Source organism: Comamonas guangdongensis, from assembly GCF_041079535.1.
Taxonomy (GTDB): Bacteria; Pseudomonadota; Gammaproteobacteria; order Burkholderiales; family Burkholderiaceae_C; genus Comamonas; species Comamonas guangdongensis.
The window spans coordinates 1-15703 of sequence record NZ_JBFYGN010000023.1 but is presented as its reverse complement, the minus strand read 5'-3'; the positions used below and the strand labels follow the sequence as shown (position 1 = coordinate 15703).

The following is a 15703-nucleotide window of genomic DNA, read 5'->3' as shown; positions in this document are numbered from 1 at the left end:
CGTGAATCCGGCTCGGAAACATCTGCTGGAGCAGATGTATATCCACGACCTCGAGATCTCCAGAAGAAAGTCCCTGCTGGGGTTTTCCGAACGAGATGCCGCGCTGCTCGTCGCATGCCGCCCTTTCATGCAGACGCAGCGGCACGATCTCGCTGCCGCTTTCCTCGGCCACCCAAGCGTGGCGAGCGAGACCGCATTGCTGATCAGGGATGAAGGTGTGCGCAAGCGGCTTCGCCCGGCCGTGATGGACTATATGAGCACGCTGTTCTCTGGCGTCTATGACGAGAGCTATGCCAACAGCCGTTTGCGCATTGGCCTGGCCCACGGGCGCCTCGGGGTATCGCCCACGCATTACCTCTGCGAGATGCACCGGTTCAAGAGCCTGCTGATGGATGCACTGGAAACGCATCTCGGAGGGCATCCGGACCGGGAGGCAACGCGGCAGGCGTTGGACAAGCTGCTCTATTTCGACATGGCGCTCGTGCTCGACACCTATATCGGCGGCCTGCTCGCAGAGGTCGAATCCTCCAGGGACAAGGTATTCGAACATGCGTACAAGCTGGAGAACATGGTTGCGGAACAGACAGGTTTGCTCAGGCTGAGTATCGGGAGCGCTCAGTTCGACCCTGAAGACAGGCAATTTCCCGAACGGCCGATCAACGCTGCCGGCCGTGCCATGCATCAGGCCAAGAGCCTGGACGGCGACCCAGTCGCAAGCGCGGCAGTGTCCGGTCCCGGCAGATATCGCGCGGACTGCGGAGAGTGTTCATGAATGGCAGGGCTGCATTGGGACCCGCCTCCATGCGCAAAAAACGTGGTGGTCTAGCGCTGCACAATGTCTTGGTTTGCGGCAGGATCGAGTGTGTAATGGCAGCAGAGGCGACCTTATGACGCACTCCCCCATTCGCACGGAAACGATCGTCACGGACGATCTGGTGGAGGCTCGCAACCTTCTGCAAGAGAGCTTTCCGGGGGCCTCGGTGCACCCCGGCCCCAGTGGGGAGCTGCAGCTGGATCTTCAAACCGACTACATGGGAGGCTTGGTGACCCATAGGCTGTCGACGGCCACGGGCGTCAAGTTCCGCTCTCCTGGGAAGTTTGATGGCTATATTCTGGCTATTCTCGACGAAGGCGGGCTGGAGCTGGAGATGGGGCGCAAATGGCGAGAGCATGCGGCGCCTGCCTGCATCATGGTGGAAGCAGCACGGGTTTCCCGCTGGCGCTGGCGGCAAGGGCGCTATGAAATTGTGCTGATCGATGCGGTGCTCATGCATTCCCGTCTTGCCCAGCTACTCGAACGGCCCGTTGCCCAGCGGATCCAGTTCGAGAGCAATGTGCCGTATCAGGCACAAGGGGTGGGGGTGGCTCGCGAGATCATCAAGGCCGCACGTATGTGCATACCGCACGATGCAAGCCAGTTCCATTGCGCACAGGAAGTGCTGCGCAGTCTGCAAGATGCGGTGATGCAGTTGATGCTTGAAACAATACCGCACAACTATTCAATCTATATGGCGCACCGGCATGCGGGTTTGGCGCCTAAGCATGTACGCCGAGCGACGGACTATATCCATGCCAACGCAAATCTACTGATCTCGCTGGAGGAGATCGCCAACGTGGCGCATGTGAGCGTGCGCACTCTTCAGGCAGGCTTCTCCCGATTCAAGGGGCTGACGCCGATGGCGTATCTGAAACAGGTGCGTTTGGAGGGGGTCTATGCCGATCTCCGCTCCGCGAATGAGCAGCGCTCGATTGCGGAGATCGCCCGGCATTGGCGTTTTGGCCATCTGGGTCAGTTTGCCCAGGACTATCGCAGAGCCTTCGGGCAATCCCCTTCGGAAACCCGCCGAACGGCAAAGCAGGCAGAGCACTAGAAGCCGCGACATACAGGCATTTGCCGAGAAGACCGGCCTTAGTCTCTTGGCGATGCGGGTATGTCTGCGCGCACAGAATTGAGAGGCTACGGGTATTCATGAGATTGCGGAGGGCGACTGCCTCCGCCATCTGCTCGCGTCGCGTGGAAACGCTGTGCCGGCGCTGTTTATCCGGCCAGCTTGACCGCCAGCTTGGCGACGGTCGCACCCTGGTTCTTGGCGATGGCCAGTTCGTCGGCCACGGGCTGGCGCGAGCCGTCGGCACCGGCAATCGTGGATGCGCCATAAGGCATGTGGCCGCCCCGTACGCTGGACAGCTCCATCTGCTGGGGCATGGCATAGCCTATGGGCACGATGAGCATGCCATGGTGGGCCAGCGTGGCCCAGGTGGTGACCACCGTCATTTCCTGGCCGCCCGTGGTGCCGGTGGAAGTGAAGACGCTGGCGACCTTGCCTATCAGCGCGCCCTTGACCCAGAGGCCGCCGGTCTGGTCCCAGAAGTTGCGCATCTGGCCCGTCATATTGCCGAAGCGGGTGGGCGTGCCCACGATGATGGCGTCGTAGTCGGCAAGCTCCTGGGGAGAGGCCACTTCGGCGGCCTGGTCGGCCTTGCCTCCCGCGTTCTTGAAGACATCGGCGGGCATGGTCTCGGGCACGCGCTTGACGGTGACCTGGGCGCCGCTGACGCCGCGTGCCCCCTCGGCCACGGCCTGGGCCATGGTTTCGATATGACCGTACATGGAGTAGTAGAGAACCAGAATCTTGGCCATGCTTGTTTCCTCTAGAGGTTGAAAGCTGCACCGCAGCCGGATATGCCAGCGCAGTTTAGGTGGGCGCGCAGGAAACGCCAACTTGGGCAAGCCAGGGCGGCTGTAGGCCAAAACGCCAAATTGCGTCGGCGCTTATGCGGGCCCGGCCACGGGCTGCTGCGCCAGCGTGATGAAGGCCTGCAGATAGTCGATCTCGAAATCGCTTTCGCGCGCGCCCAGATGGATCTGCTTGGCGATGCCCTTCTTGCCCAGGCGTACGGGCAGCACGGCCATCTTGCTCGCGTACTCCAGTGCCAGCCAGCGCGGCAGCGCCGCTACGCCGCGGCCGCTGGCCACCATCTGCAGCATGATGTCGGTGGTTTCTATGGTCTTGTGGCGGCGCGGCGCAATGCCTGCGGGCAGCAGAAACTGGTTGTAGATATCGAGCCGGTCCGTGGCCACGGGGTAGGTGATCAGTACCTCCTGGCTCAGATGTCTGGGCTCCACATACTCGGCCCCAGCCAGAGCATGGCTGGCGGAGACCACCAGCACCTGCTCGTAGTCGAACACCGGAACGAATTCCAGGCCGGGCTTGTAGAGCGGGTCCGGCGTGACCAGCAGGTCGATCTCATAGCCAAACAGCGCGCCTATGCCGCCGAACTGGAATTTCTGCTTTACGTCCACCTCCACATCGGGCCAGGCCGACAGATAGGGGGAGACGATCTTCAGCAGCCATTGGTAGCAGGGGTGGCATTCCATGCCTATGCGCAGCGCGCCGCGCTCGCCCTGCGCAAACTGCTTGAGCCGGGTCTCGGCCAGGTCGAGCTGGGGTAGCACGCGGTTGGCGACGGCCAGCAGATACTGGCCCGCCTGGGTCAGGCGCAGGCTGCGGCCTTCGCGCAGCCAGATCCCGGTGCCCAGCTGGTTTTCCAGCTTCTTCATGCTGTGGCTCAGCGCCGACTGCGTGACGCACAGCACATCGGCCGCGGCCGTCAACGAACCCTGCTTTTCGACTTCCTGAATGATGGCGAGATGGATGCGCTCCAGCATATATGAATGGAATTCATGGATATGTGAGAATTGACCATTTTACGTCATGGGTTTGGGTCACTAGCATTCGTCTTCATCGCTTTGACAGGGAGAAGAATTCCATGACCACCATCCACAATCTCGGCTTTCCGCGCATTGGTGCCAAGCGTGAGCTCAAGTTCGCGCTCGAGTCCTACTGGAAGGGCGAAATCTCGCGCGATGCCCTACGTGCTCTGGGCGCGCAGTTGCGCGAGAAGCACTGGGCCGATCAGCAGGGGCTGGACCTGCTGCCCGTGGGCGACTTTGCCTTCTACGACCAGGTTCTGGACATGAGCTTCACCCTGGGCAATCTGCCCGAGCGCGTGCAGGACTTCCACGGCGATGTGCTGGACAATTATTTCCGCGTGGCGCGCGGCCGCTCGGCTCAGGGGGCGGAACACGCGCAGTGCTGCGGCGGTGTGGCGGCCGGCGAGATGACCAAGTGGTTCGACACCAACTACCACTACATCGTGCCCGAGTTCACGGCGGCCACGCAGTTCAAGCTCGATGCCTCGCGCCTGCTGGAGCAACTGGCCGAAGCCAGGGCCCAGGGGATACGGGCCAAGCCCGTGATCGTCGGCCCCGTCACCTATCTGTCCATAGGCAAGGCCAAGGACGAATCGAACAAGCTGGACCTGCTGCAGCGCCTGCTGCCCGTCTATGCCGAGCTGCTCGAGCTGCTCGCCGCGCATGGCGTGGAATGGGTGCAGATCGACGAGCCGATTCTGGTGACCGAGCTCGACGCCGACTGGCAGCATGCGTTCAACGCCGCCTACCACCACCTGAAGAGCGCCAGGCTCAAGATTCTGCTGGCCACCTATTTTGGCCAGCTGGCGGAGAACAAGTATCTCGCCGCGAATCTGCCCGTGGCGGGCCTGCACATCGATGCGATCAACGGCCATGACGATGTGCAGCAGCTGCTGGGCCTGCTGCCGGCGCACAAGGTGCTGTCGCTGGGCGTGATCAACGGCCGCAATATCTGGAAGACCGATCTGGGCGCGGTGCTCGACTGGGTGGAGCCGCTGGCCGAGCGCCTCGGCGATCGCCTGTGGCTGGCGCCCAGCTGCTCGCTGCTGCACGTGCCCGTGGACCTGGGCAGCGAACAGAAGCTCGATGCCGAGTTCAAATCCTGGCTGGCGTTCGCGCTGCAAAAGCTGGACGAGCTGCGCGTGCTGGGCCAGGCTCTGCGCTCAGGGCGTGCGGCCGTCGGCAGCGAGCTTGCCGACAACGCCAGAGCCCTGGCCGCGCGCCGCGCCTCGCCGCGTGTGCACAACCCCGCCGTCCAGGCCGCCGTGGCGCAGATCACGGCCCAGCTCGGCCGGCGCCACAGCGGCTATGCGGAGCGCGCCGCCAGGCAGGCCGCGCAGCTGCAGCTGCCCGCCTACCCCACGACGACCATAGGCTCGTTTCCGCAGACCGCCGAAATCCGCCGCGCACGCCGCGAATTCAAGGCCGGCTGGCTGGACGCCGAGGCCTACCGGCTGGCGATGCGCGCCGAAATCGAGCGCAGCGTGCGCGAGCAGGAGGCCCTGGATCTGGACGTGCTGGTGCACGGCGAGGCCGAGCGCAACGATATGGTCGAGTACTTTGGCGAGCAGCTCGACGGCTATGCATTCAGCCAGTTCGGCTGGGTGCAGTCCTATGGTTCGCGCTGCGTGAAGCCGCCGATCCTGTTCGGCGACATCAGCCGCCAGAACAATGGGACAAAGGCGATGACGGTGGAGTGGATCACCTACGCCCAGTCGCTGACGCCCAAGCCCATGAAGGGCATGCTGACCGGCCCGGTCACGATGCTTAACTGGTCTTTTGTGCGCGACGACCAGTCGCGCTCGGCCTCGTGCAGGCAGCTGGCTCTGGCCATCCGCGAGGAGGTGCTGGACCTGGAGAGGGCCGGCGTGCGCGTGATCCAGATCGACGAAGCCGCGCTGCGCGAAGGACTGCCGCTGCGCAGATCGCAGTGGCAAGGCTATCTGCACTGGGCCGTGGAGTCCTTCCGCATCGCGGCCAACGGCGTGGCCGACGAGACGCAGATCCACACCCATATGTGCTATTCGGAGTTCAACGACATCATCGCCTCAATCGCCGACATGGATGCCGACGTGATCACCATCGAAACCTCGCGTTCGGACATGGAGCTGCTCGATGCCTTTGACAGCTTCAACTATCCCAACGAGATCGGGCCCGGCGTCTACGACATCCACTCGCCGAACATTCCGACGCAGGAGCACATCGTCCAGCTCATGCGCAAGGCGGCCGAGCGCATTCCTGCCAAGCGCCTCTGGGTCAATCCCGACTGCGGACTCAAGACCCGTCAGTGGGCCGAGGTGATTCCGGCCTTGCAGAACATGGTCAAGGCGGCCAAGCAGCTGCGCGAGCTGGAGACAGCCTGAGGCCGGGCCGGAAGGGCGAGGCCTTGAGATGAGCGCGCTCATCGCATGCCCCGCCGCAGAGTGCAAAGAAAAGCCCGCAATGCAAGACATTGCGGGCTTTCTGTTTTCCAGCCTGCCGAGCTAAGAGGAAATGGAAGAAAGGACGGCGGCAGGCGGGTCAACGCGCAAGCTTATTCGATGCTCAGCGCCACGGCCTTGGACTGGGGCTCCAGCTTGGCCAGGGTCAGGGTCAGCACGCCGTTTTCCAGTTTGGCCTTGCTGGCTGCAGCGTCGATTTCATGGTCCAGTTCCCAGGCCCGCTTGAGCTGGCGCGGAGCGCCTTCCACGCTTTCGAGCTTGATAACAGCGCCTTCCAGCGAGATCTTGAGCTGCTCGCGAGCCAGGCCCGGAACATCGAGGCTCAGCGTGGTGGACTTGTCGTCCCGGCTGACCTGAACCTGTTGCTGCACGGGGCTGGATGCGCCCAGGGTTTCTTGCAGAAAACGCTGCAGCGCCAGGTCGGCTGCACGGGGGGAAACAAAGGCATTGCGGCTCATCACAGGGGCAAAAATCATTGTGTTAACTCCTATACACTGCGCGGCTTGCGTTGTTGCCGCTTGACTCATAGGTAGGTGGTTGCAAGCGCATTTCAAGAGGTTTTTTTTGATGAATAAATTGCGCCGTGATGTCTTGAAATACCTGCCGTTGCCACTACTATGCGCGCCGTTGATCGCGATCCATGCCGCCGCAACAGCTGCCTCCAGGCAGGCGCAGCCGCCCATCAAGCTGGCGCTGGTGGAGAGTCTTTCGGGTCCGTTCGCGAACACCGGCGAAGCCGTGTTTCGCAATCTGCTCTGGGCCACGGAGCGTGTGAATGCGCGCGGCGGCGTGCAACTGCCCGAAGGCCGGCGCGAGCTGGCGATCGTGCGCTATGACAGCAAGGGCCAGAACGAAGAGGCGCTGTCGGCGCTGCGCGCGGCCATCGACGATGGGGCGCGCATCATCATGCAGGGCAATTCCTCGGCTACGGCAGCGGCGCTGCTGGATGCCATAGACAAGCACAACAGCCGCGACCCGGCGCGGCGTGTGCTGTATCTGAACTACTCGGCCGTGGATCCGGCGCTGACCAACGAGCGCTGCAGCTTCTGGCATTTCCGCTTCGATGCCCATGCCGATATGCGCATGGCCGCGTTGATGGAGGTCATCAAGGAAGACAAGGCCGTGCACAGTGCCTATCTGATCGGCCAGGACTACAGCTTTGGCCAGGCCGTGCTGCGCGAGGCCCGGCGCCAGCTGGCGCTGCAGCGCCCCGATGTGCGCATCGTGGGCGACGAGCTGCATCCCGTGGGCCGCGTCAAGGACTTCGCGCCCTATGCGGCCAAGATCCAGCAAAGCGGCGCCCAGGCCGTGATCACCGGCAACTGGGGCAACGACCTGATGCTGCTGGTCAAGGCGGCGCGCGAGGCCGGCTATGAAGGGCGCTTCTACACCTTCTACGGCAATGCGCTGGGCGCGCCGGCGGCCCTGGGCGAGGCCGGGGTGGGCAAGGTGCTGGCCGTGGCCGACTGGTTGCCCAATGTGCCGACCCCCGAAAGCCGCGCCTTCTACCAGTCGTTTCGCCAGCGCTTTCCCAGATCCCAGGACGACTATGTGCATATGCGCATGCAGCTCATGATCGAGGCGCTGGCACAGAGCCTGGAAAAAGCGGAGTCCACCGACACGGTGGCCGTGGCCCGCGCCATGGAGCATGCGCAGGTGCAGCTGGCGGGCCGCTCGGGCGCCATGCGCGCGGCCGACCACCAGTTCCAGCAGTCTCTGGTGGTGGGCATGATGGGCAAGCAGGGCAGCCCCGGCGTGGACTTCGATGTGGAAGGCTCGGGCTATGGCTTCAAGGTCGTGCGCGAGATCGCAGCGGCCAAGGCCGAGATGCCCAGCATGTGCCGCATGAAGCGCTATTGATCGCTCGCGGCCGGCGCAAATCCGGCCCGCGACGGACCTTGTCCTCAGGGACCTGGGCTCAACCCGCTTGGCGCAGGCCCTGCCAATTTGCTAGCCGGCAGCGCCTGCCGGGCAAGCGCCCGCGCCGCGTTCACCGGCTTTTTGCACTCAAGGCCTGCTGGCCTGCCAGATAGGCCTCGTGCACCTCGCGTCCCAGCTCGATGACCGACAGCGCATAGAACGCCGACCAGTTGTAGCGGGTCACCACATAGAAGTTCTCTGTGCCCGCGATGTATTCCGTGGGTCCCGAGCTGCCGTTCTTGAGTTCGATCAAGGCCAGCGGGTGCTCGTAACCTTCGGCGCCCAGCACGCGCACGCCGCGCTCCGCCATCTGCGCCACGCTGAAGCTGGGCTTGATGTCGGGTGCCAGCAGCGCGGCCAGGTTCTCGCCTTCGGCGCGCATGTCCACGGGGAAGACCGTGGGCAGGCCCGGCTTCCAGCCATGGCCCACGAAATAGTTGGCGACCGAGCCAATCGCATCGGCGGCGCTGTTGAACAGGTCGATGCGGCCGTCGCCATCGAAGTCGATCGCGTATTTGTCCCAGCTGGTCGGCATGAACTGGCCCAGGCCCATGGCGCCCGCATAGCTGCCGCGCAGCGCGAACGGATCGCTGCCGAGGCGGTAGGAGGTGATCAGCACCTGTTCGAGCTCGCCGCGGAAATAGTCGCTGCGCGCCTGGGCACGCGGATGGGACGGCGGGAAGTCCAGCGCCAGCGTGGCCAGGGCATCCATCACGCGGAAGTTGCCCATATTCCGGCCGTAAATGGTTTCCACGCCGATGATGCCAGCGATGATTTCGGCGGGCACGCCAAACTGCTGTTCGGCACGCTCCAGCGCGGCACGGTTGGCTTGCCAGAACTGGACGCCCGCGCGTATGCGCACGGGGTCGATGAAGCGGCTGCGGTACACCGTCCAGTTCTTCACAAAGGTCTTGCCGGCGGGCGCGACCAGGCGCGAGACGACGGGCAGGTTGCGGGCCTCGGCTATCTGCGCGCGCACCCAGTCTGCGGGCAGGTCGCGGCGCGCGGCAATGTCGGCGGCCAGCTGCATGGCGTCATCCCGGCCTGCATAGGCCACGGCAACGGGTTCGGCCTTTTTCGGGCTTTTCTTGGCCGGGGCGGCCAGCGTCGCCGTGGTCAGCAGGGCCAGGCCCAGGGCGGAGGCGATCAGGCGGGACAGGTGCGCTCGGCGTGGCGGGGTGTTGGGATTCTGGTTCATGGTTGGGCTTTGTTGTTCTGGGGCCAGTGCTGGCGCTTGAGGGCGCGCCAGCGCTCGCGCAAAGGCTTGAGTTCGGGTGCGGCGGAACTGGATGGCGCCGCATAGCGTAGCCGCTCCATGTCCAGCAGCCAGCCGGACAGGTTTTTGGCCAGCGGGGCCGCCGCGCCTTCCCAGCGATGCTGCACCGCCTGCGCCAGGCCGCGCGCCGGGACGCTGGGGCCGCTTTCTATGCCGGCCCGCTGCAGGCGCTGGCGCGCCTCGTGCATGAGCTGGCTCCAGCCGTCAAGGCGCGGACGCGTGGCGCGGCTCCAGGCCAGCCACAGCAGCGCCAGTGCGCTCAGGCTGGCGGCCAGCAGGCGCAGCAGATCGGTCCAGCTCGGCGATTCGAAGCCTAGGCCTTGCAGCAGATTGAGCTGGCGGCTTTGCGTGTAATTGATCACCCACTGGTTCCAGCGATTGTTGACGGCCTCCCAGACGGCGCGCAGCTGCTGCAGCGTGCTCGCGTCGACCATGGTGACCATGGCTGCGGCAATCGCGCCGCGCGGCGCGCTCAGCCGCTGGAACTGGCCCACGCGACCGGGCGAGACGGCGCCCGTGGGGTCCACGCGGGTCCAGCCTCGATCGGCGATCCAGACCTCGGTCCAGGCATGGGCATCGCTGTTGCGCACCGTCCAGTAGCCGTCCACGCTGTTGCGCTCCCCGCCCTGGTAGCCGGTCACGATGCGCGTGGGCACGCCCATGCCGCGCATCAGCACCGCAAAGGCCGAGGCGATGTGCTCGCAAAAGCCCTGCTTGCTTTCAAACCAGAAGTCGTCGGCGGTGTGGATGTCGTCCACCACGCCGGGTTCCAGCGTGTAGGTGTAGCCGCCGCTGCGCAGGCGCTGCATTGCGGCGGCAATCAGCGCCGCGGTGCCTGCTGCATCGGTCCCGGCCTGGGCCAGGAGCTGCCGGCCCAGCTCCTGGGTACGCGGGTTGCTGCCCGGCGGCAGCTGCAGATAGCGCTGAAGCTCCGGCGTGGAACGCAGCGGGCCGTGGCTGAACTGGGTATAGCTTTGCGCCTCCACGCGCAGCACGTCGGTGATGGGGCGCTGGGTCAGCCACTGCAGCTGGGAGGCCATGCGCGTGCGGCCCACGGAGGCTCCGGGCGGGATCTGCGGTTCGTCCCTGACTGCATCGAGCAGCGTCAGCCAGCGGCGCTTGCTGGGCTCGATCAGCATCTGGTAGCGCACAGGCTCGCCGCTCACGCGCAGCTGGGGCGAGGCCATGGCATCGGCCATGTCGTCCGCCTGCCAGCTGCGGCCATCAAACCGGCTGAGCACGGGGCCGCGGAAGTACAGCGCCGATGCCTCGGGTGCGGCCTGGCCCGGGGTGTCGAAGCGTATGCGCAGCGCCACGCTGTCGTCCAGGGCCAGGGATGCGACTTCGCCCACGCGCATGTTCTCGGACAGGCCCGAGCGCCCGGCTAGGTCGTCCGCCGGCACGCCCCAGAGCGGCGCCATGCGCGGGAAAAACAGAAACAGCGCGACCATGACAGGGGCGCCCCAGAGCGCCAGCCAGGCGGCCGTGCGCAGCGCCTGCAGCAGCGGCGGCCTGCCGGCCGTCATATGCGCATTGACCAGGGCCGTGAGCAGGCCCATCAGCCCCAGCACCATGGCCAGCGCCGTGGGCAGGGACTGGGAGTAGAAGAAATTGCTGAGCAGCACGAAGAAGCCCAGGAAAAAGACCACCATGGCGTCGCGCTGCGCACGCAGCTCCAGCGTTTTCAGGGCCAGCAGCATGACGACCAGGGTCACGCCCGCATCGCGCCCGACTATGGTCTTGTGCGTGGCCCAGGTCGCTCCGATCGCGACCGCCAGCGCTGCAGCCAGAGCCCAGCGGCCGGGCAGGGCCGCGCCGCTCCAGGCCAGGCGGGCCCGCCACAGCAGCAGGCCGGCCGCAAAGGCGCTGGCCCACCAGGGCAGATGCTGGATCTGCGGCAGCAGAATCCAGGCGCTGACGGTCAGCAGGAACAGGGTGTCGCGCGCATCGCGCGGCAGGGCGGCCAGCCGCTGCAGCCAGGGGCTGCCAGAATTTGCAGGCATTGAGGAAATCGTCATCGCCGGCCCCCTCCGGAATGGCTAACTTCCCTTGTCAATGTCGGGGACAGCGGCCATCCGTAGCGGGGAAGGTAGGAGCTGTGTCTCTTCATGGGCAGGCCGCCAGCGCCTCGAGGCAGCGTGTGGTGTGCTGAGGGCCGTTGCCGGGCGCGATTTCCTGACCGCCGGGCAGGCGCAGGCCCCAGGTGCGGCCCTGCTGCTCGGCCATCAGCACCCAGGCCGTGAGGCGCGCCAGCCGCGCTTCGTGGTCGGCCAGGCCGGTGCTGCGCGCATCCAGCCACAGCCGGTGGTGGTGGGCCAGGGGGCGGTCGCGGCTCACCAGCTGATGTCCGCCGGCCGCGAAGGATTGCGCGGCTTTCTTCCAGACCACAAGCTTGAGCGGATCGCCGCTGCGATAGGCGCGCACGCCGTCGAATTCCTCGCCGTTGCGCACCTGGGCGCTGCTGTGACCGCCGGCTTCGGCGCTGGCCGCGGGCAGCGGCGGCGCCTGGGGCTCCGGCGCCGGGTAGACCCAGACCTTGCTGGCCGGGCGCCACATGGCCCAGACCCGGAAAGCGCCCAGCGGGTAGCGCGTGAGTATGGAGACCGCGGGCAGCGCATGCAGGCCGCGCTGCGCGGGCACAAAGCTCAGCTCCACGATGGTGCTGCCGAGTTCGGGCACGTCCACCCAGGTCCAGAGCTCGGCATCGCTGCGGCTTTTGCGGGCCGCGCTCAGGGCCAGGCCTATGCCCCAGCGCCGCGAGCGGCGGCTGTTGTGCAGGACTATATGCATGGGGCAGGGCGCATGGGCAAAGCAGCCCTGCGCTGCGGACGGCTGCAGATGCAGCTGCAGGCCGCGCAGATTGCCATGGCCGACGACCATGCTGGCGGCGGCGCTGCCGGCCAGCAGAAAGGTCAGCAGATAGCCCAGATTGAGCTGGTAGTTGATGGCCGCAATCAGCAGCACGGTCAGCGTGGCCAGCATGGCCCAGCCCGCGCGCGAGGGCAGGATGTAGACATTGCCCTGGGTCAGAGCGAGTCGGTCGCCGGGCGTCAGGCGCGACAGTGCCCAGCGGCGGATGCTGGCGGCCAGGGAAAATCCGCCGCCGGCCGGCGACGATTCCGGCTTCTGGCCCTTGCCCAAGGCGCGCTTCATGCTGTGAGGTTCAGGCTGCACCGCGGCGGCTCTCAGGACAGCGGCACGGACTGCATCATGGCGCGCACCTGCTCCACGGCGCCGCGGCCCGCATGGCCCACAGGGACCAGCCTATGGGCCATCACCTGGGGCAGTATGGCCTGGACGTCGTCGGGCGCCACATAGTCGCGCCCTTCCATCAGCGCTATGGCCTTGGCGGCGCGCAGCAGCGCAATGCCGGCGCGCGGCGACAGGCCCTGCGCAAACCACTGGCCGCTGCGCGTGGCCTCTATCAGGTCCTGCACATAGTTCAGCAGCGCATCGCTGGTGTGCACGGCCAGGGCCGCGGCCTGCAACTGCTGCAGCTGCTCCTGGGTGATGACGGGCTGCAGCGCATCGGCGGCGGCGCGGCGGCCGTTGCCGGCCAGCAGCCGGCGCTCGGCATCGCGCGAAGGGTAGCCCAGGCTGATGCGCATCAGAAAGCGGTCCAGCTGGCTTTCGGGCAGGGGGAACGTGCCCAGCTGCTCCAGCGGATTCTGGGTGGCGATCACGAAAAACGGCGCGGGCAGGCTGTGTGTGCGGCCTTCGGCCGTGACCTGGCGCTCTTCCATGGCTTCCAGCAGTGCGCTCTGCGTCTTGGGACTGGCGCGGTTGATTTCGTCGGCCAGCAGCACCTGGGCGAACACCGGGCCCGGGTGGAACACAAAGGCCTCGCGGCCGCGGTCGTAGATGGAGACGCCCGTGAGGTCGCTGGGCATGAGATCGGCCGTGAACTGCACGCGCGAGAACTGCAGACCGAAGCTGTGGGCCAGAGCATGGGCCAGCGTGGTTTTGCCGACGCCGGGCACGTCCTCGATCAGCAGATGTCCCCCGGCCAGCAGGCAGGCGACTCCATCCCTGACCTGATCCGGTTTGCCTTCCATTACCGTGTTAAGCTGACTTAAAAGCGCATCAATGGTGTTCTGTGCATGCATGGAGCGAACATATCCTAAATAGGCGATAGCGGAGACATGACAGTGGGCAAGACAGGATATTTCTCCCACCGGGATTGCTGGTTGCATGAGATGGGGCCGGGTCACCCGGAATGCCCGGCACGGCTGGACGCGATCGAGGACCGGTTGCTGATCACGGGGGTCGGCGATGCGCTGGAGCGCTGCGAGGTGCCCGAGGCTTCGCTAGCCGATATCGAACTGGCCCACGACCCCATGCATATCGCGGCCCTGCAGGGGCTGACCGACAGGCTGGTGCAGGAACTGGCTGCGGGCGGGCCCGAGCATCGACAGCTGGATACCGATACCTCGATCAATCGCTACACCTTCAAGGCGGCGCTGCGCTCCGCGGGGGCGGCGCTGGCCGCGACCGATGCCGTGCTGGCCGGCGAGTTGGAGAATGCGTTCTGCGCGGTGCGCCCGCCGGGTCACCACGCGACGCGCAACCAGGCCATGGGCTTTTGTTTTTTCAACAATGTGGCCATCGGCGTCAAGTATGCGCTGGAGCGCCATCAGCTCAAGCGCGTGGCGGTGATCGACTTTGATGTGCATCACGGCAACGGCACGGAAGACATTCTGGCGGGCGACGAGCGCGTGCTCATGTGCGGCATATTCCAGCATCCGTTCTACCCGTTCAGCGGCGACAAGGATCCCGCGCCGAACATGGTGAACGTCCCCGTGCCCGCTTACACCAAGGGCATGGATATCCGCGAGATCGTGGAGATGATGTGGATCCCGCGCCTGGAAGCCTTCAAGCCCGAGCTGATCTTCATCAGCGCCGGCTTCGATGCGCATCGCGAGGACGATATGGGCCAGCTGGGCATGACGGAAAACGACTTTGCCTGGATCACGGCGCGGGTGAAGGACATCGCGCGGCGCTTTGCCAAGGGGCGCATTGTTTCCTGCCTTGAAGGCGGCTATGTGATGGAGCCGCTGGCGCGCAGTGTGGAGGCGCATATCAGGGTGTTGGCCGATATCTAGTCCCAGGAGATGGATGCGGGCCGGACTTTGCTCTCATGAATGGAGGCGGCGGTGAATGATTCGTTGGTGAAACTGGACCGGGACGAGCGCGGCGTAGTGCGTTTGACGCTCAACGATCCGCAGCGCTTCAATGCGCTGAGCGCGGAAATGCTCGCGGCCCTGCAAAGCGCTCTGGACGCTGTGGCCCGGGACGAGCAGGCGCGCGTGGTGGTGCTGGCCGCCGAAGGCAAGGCTTTTTGCGCGGGCCACAATCTCAAGGACATGGCGGCCAACTCCGAGCTCGCCTATTACCAGCAGCTGTTTGCCCAGTGCAGCCGCGTGATGCTGTCGATACAGAAGCTGCCCGTGCCCGTCATTGCCAGAGTGCAAGGGATTGCGACGGCGGCGGGCTGTCAGCTGGTGGCGCAGTGCGATCTGGCCGTGGCCGCCAGCGAGGCGCGCTTTGCGACCAGCGGCATCCAGTACGGCCTGTTCTGTGCCACCCCCAGCGTGCCCCTGGTGCGCAACATGCCCATCAAGCAGTCCATGGAGATGCTGCTGACCGGCGAATTCATCGATGCGGCGACGGCTCTGCACCACGGCCTGCTCAACCGTGCCGTGCCCGCAGAACAGCTGGACGCGGCAGTCGAGACTTTGGTGGCGGCGATTGTGAGCAAACCGCGCATGGCAATCCGCATGGGCAAGGAACTGGTTTACCGCCAGCGCGAGATGGGGCTGGAGTCGGCCTATCAGCTGGCGGGCCAGACCATGGCCACCAATATGATGGATGTGGATGCGCAGGAAGGTGCCCAGGCCTTTGCGCAGAAGCGCAAGCCGCAGTGGTCGTCCTGAGCCCGTCCATTTGAACGACGAGAGCCGTCAGCCACAGTGTTAGCGTGTGGGCTGGCTGGGAGCAGGCGCGGCGTTCGCTCACTTTCGAACCTAGGTTTTACCCTAGTCTGACTCGTGAATGACCTCGTGTTTCGGCAAAGTCATGCATAAAATAGAACGGTCGTTCTTTTTGTTGTGTGCAGTCGATGCAATGCGAGCCCGCACATCTCCGGAAAGAATGCCCGGAATTGTGTGGAGTGTGTTGCAGCGCCGCATAAAATGAATCCAGTTTACGTAAACGTCAATGCAGTAATCATTAAGGAGCCGCAGCAATGAAGGTATTGGTCCCTGTCAAGCGCGTGGTGGACTACAACGTCAAGGTCCGCGTGAAGTCGGACGGCACGGGTGTGGACATCGCCAACGTCAAGATGAGCATGAA

The 15703-nt window shown here is 65.1% G+C and carries 13 protein-coding genes and 1 pseudogene; 7 read left to right on the top strand and 7 right to left on the bottom strand.

The annotated features are described in order from the left end of the window. Position 1 precedes the first annotated feature (1 nt). On the top strand, positions 2–772 hold the full coding sequence (locus tag AB6724_RS17160; RefSeq protein ID WP_369339745.1) for a protoglobin domain-containing protein: 771 nt from the start codon (positions 2–4) through the stop codon (positions 770–772). A 115-nt stretch (positions 773–887) separates the two neighbouring features. Further along, a complete protein-coding gene (locus AB6724_RS17155; RefSeq protein ID WP_369339744.1) occupies positions 888–1871 on the top strand; it encodes a helix-turn-helix transcriptional regulator in 984 nt (327 codons plus the stop codon). A 167-nt stretch (positions 1872–2038) separates the two neighbouring features. Here AB6724_RS17155 and wrbA read toward each other — a convergent pair whose 3' ends face one another. Together wrbA and AB6724_RS17145 are read right to left on the bottom strand one after the other, a co-directional pair. Continuing rightward, positions 2039–2641, bottom strand: coding sequence for an NAD(P)H:quinone oxidoreductase (wrbA, locus tag AB6724_RS17150; RefSeq protein WP_369339743.1), 603 nt, complete (start codon positions 2639–2641; stop codon positions 2039–2041). 132 nt (positions 2642–2773) lie between these two features. After that, positions 2774–3670, bottom strand: a complete 897-nt coding sequence (locus tag AB6724_RS17145) for a LysR family transcriptional regulator (RefSeq protein ID WP_369339742.1) — start codon at positions 3668–3670, stop codon at positions 2774–2776. 101 nt (positions 3671–3771) lie between these two features. Here AB6724_RS17145 and metE point away from each other — a divergent pair, with 101 nt between their 5' ends. After that, positions 3772–6078, top strand: a complete 2307-nt coding sequence (gene metE / locus AB6724_RS17140) for a 5-methyltetrahydropteroyltriglutamate--homocysteine S-methyltransferase (protein ID WP_369339741.1) — start codon at positions 3772–3774, stop codon at positions 6076–6078. 170 nt (positions 6079–6248) lie between these two features. Here the strand turns inward: metE and AB6724_RS17135 are convergent, their stop codons facing one another. Next, on the bottom strand, positions 6249–6632 hold the full coding sequence (locus AB6724_RS17135) for an Hsp20/alpha crystallin family protein (RefSeq protein WP_369339740.1): 384 nt from the start codon (positions 6630–6632) through the stop codon (positions 6249–6251). A 91-nt stretch (positions 6633–6723) separates the two neighbouring features. On the opposite strand from AB6724_RS17135, the gene AB6724_RS17130 reads away from it, so the two are divergent. Then, positions 6724–8016 carry a branched-chain amino acid ABC transporter substrate-binding protein gene (locus tag AB6724_RS17130; RefSeq protein WP_369339739.1) on the top strand — a complete coding sequence of 431 codons (1293 nt, stop codon included), beginning with the start codon at positions 6724–6726 and terminating at the stop codon, positions 8014–8016. Positions 8017–8146: 130 nt separating this feature from the next. Here the strand turns inward: AB6724_RS17130 and mltB are convergent, their stop codons facing one another. The 4 genes from mltB to AB6724_RS17110 all read right to left on the bottom strand — a co-directional run bounded on the left by mltB (position 8147) and on the right by AB6724_RS17110 (position 13458). Further along, positions 8147–9274, bottom strand: coding sequence for a lytic murein transglycosylase B (gene mltB / locus AB6724_RS17125; protein WP_369339738.1), 1128 nt, complete (start codon positions 9272–9274; stop codon positions 8147–8149). Beyond that, entirely contained in the window at positions 9271–11370 is a 2100-nt protein-coding gene (locus AB6724_RS17120) for a transglutaminase TgpA family protein (RefSeq protein WP_439329885.1), read from the bottom strand. Before AB6724_RS17120 ends, mltB begins: the two co-directional genes overlap by 4 nt. Before the next feature lie 88 nt (positions 11371–11458). Further along, a complete protein-coding gene (locus AB6724_RS17115; RefSeq protein WP_369339736.1) occupies positions 11459–12505 on the bottom strand; it encodes a DUF58 domain-containing protein in 1047 nt (348 codons plus the stop codon). A gap of 32 nt (positions 12506–12537) precedes the next feature. Next, positions 12538–13458, bottom strand: a complete 921-nt coding sequence (locus AB6724_RS17110; RefSeq protein ID WP_369339735.1) for an AAA family ATPase — start codon at positions 13456–13458, stop codon at positions 12538–12540. A 36-nt stretch (positions 13459–13494) separates the two neighbouring features. On the opposite strand from AB6724_RS17110, the gene AB6724_RS17105 reads away from it, so the two are divergent. The 3 genes and pseudogenes from AB6724_RS17105 to AB6724_RS17095 all read left to right on the top strand — a co-directional run. Beyond that, positions 13495–14454, top strand: a complete 960-nt coding sequence (locus tag AB6724_RS17105) for a histone deacetylase family protein (RefSeq protein ID WP_369339734.1) — start codon at positions 13495–13497, stop codon at positions 14452–14454. Positions 14455–14505: 51 nt separating this feature from the next. Next, positions 14506–15285 carry an enoyl-CoA hydratase gene (locus tag AB6724_RS17100; RefSeq protein WP_439329884.1) on the top strand — a complete coding sequence of 260 codons (780 nt, stop codon included), beginning with the start codon at positions 14506–14508 and terminating at the stop codon, positions 15283–15285. A gap of 311 nt (positions 15286–15596) precedes the next feature. Next, positions 15597–15703: pseudogene (locus AB6724_RS17095) on the top strand (electron transfer flavoprotein subunit beta/FixA family protein); the annotation flags it as partial.

Coding starts and splice junctions, on each gene's coding strand:
- AB6724_RS17155 (WP_369339744.1), top strand. CDS start 888: ATGACGCACTCCCCCATTCGCACGGAAACGATCGTCACGGACGATCTG.
- wrbA (WP_369339743.1), bottom strand. CDS start 2,641: ATGGCCAAGATTCTGGTTCTCTACTACTCCATGTACGGTCATATCGAA.
- AB6724_RS17145 (WP_369339742.1), bottom strand. CDS start 3,670: ATGCTGGAGCGCATCCATCTCGCCATCATTCAGGAAGTCGAAAAGCAG.
- metE (WP_369339741.1), top strand. CDS start 3,772: ATGACCACCATCCACAATCTCGGCTTTCCGCGCATTGGTGCCAAGCGT.
- AB6724_RS17135 (WP_369339740.1), bottom strand. CDS start 6,632: ATGATTTTTGCCCCTGTGATGAGCCGCAATGCCTTTGTTTCCCCCCGT.
- AB6724_RS17130 (WP_369339739.1), top strand. CDS start 6,724: ATGAATAAATTGCGCCGTGATGTCTTGAAATACCTGCCGTTGCCACTA.
- mltB (WP_369339738.1), bottom strand. CDS start 9,274: ATGAACCAGAATCCCAACACCCCGCCACGCCGAGCGCACCTGTCCCGC.
- AB6724_RS17120 (WP_439329885.1), bottom strand. CDS start 11,370: ATGACGATTTCCTCAATGCCTGCAAATTCTGGCAGCCCCTGGCTGCAG.
- AB6724_RS17115 (WP_369339736.1), bottom strand. CDS start 12,505: ATGAAGCGCGCCTTGGGCAAGGGCCAGAAGCCGGAATCGTCGCCGGCC.
- AB6724_RS17110 (WP_369339735.1), bottom strand. CDS start 13,458: ATGCATGCACAGAACACCATTGATGCGCTTTTAAGTCAGCTTAACACG.
- AB6724_RS17105 (WP_369339734.1), top strand. CDS start 13,495: ATGACAGTGGGCAAGACAGGATATTTCTCCCACCGGGATTGCTGGTTG.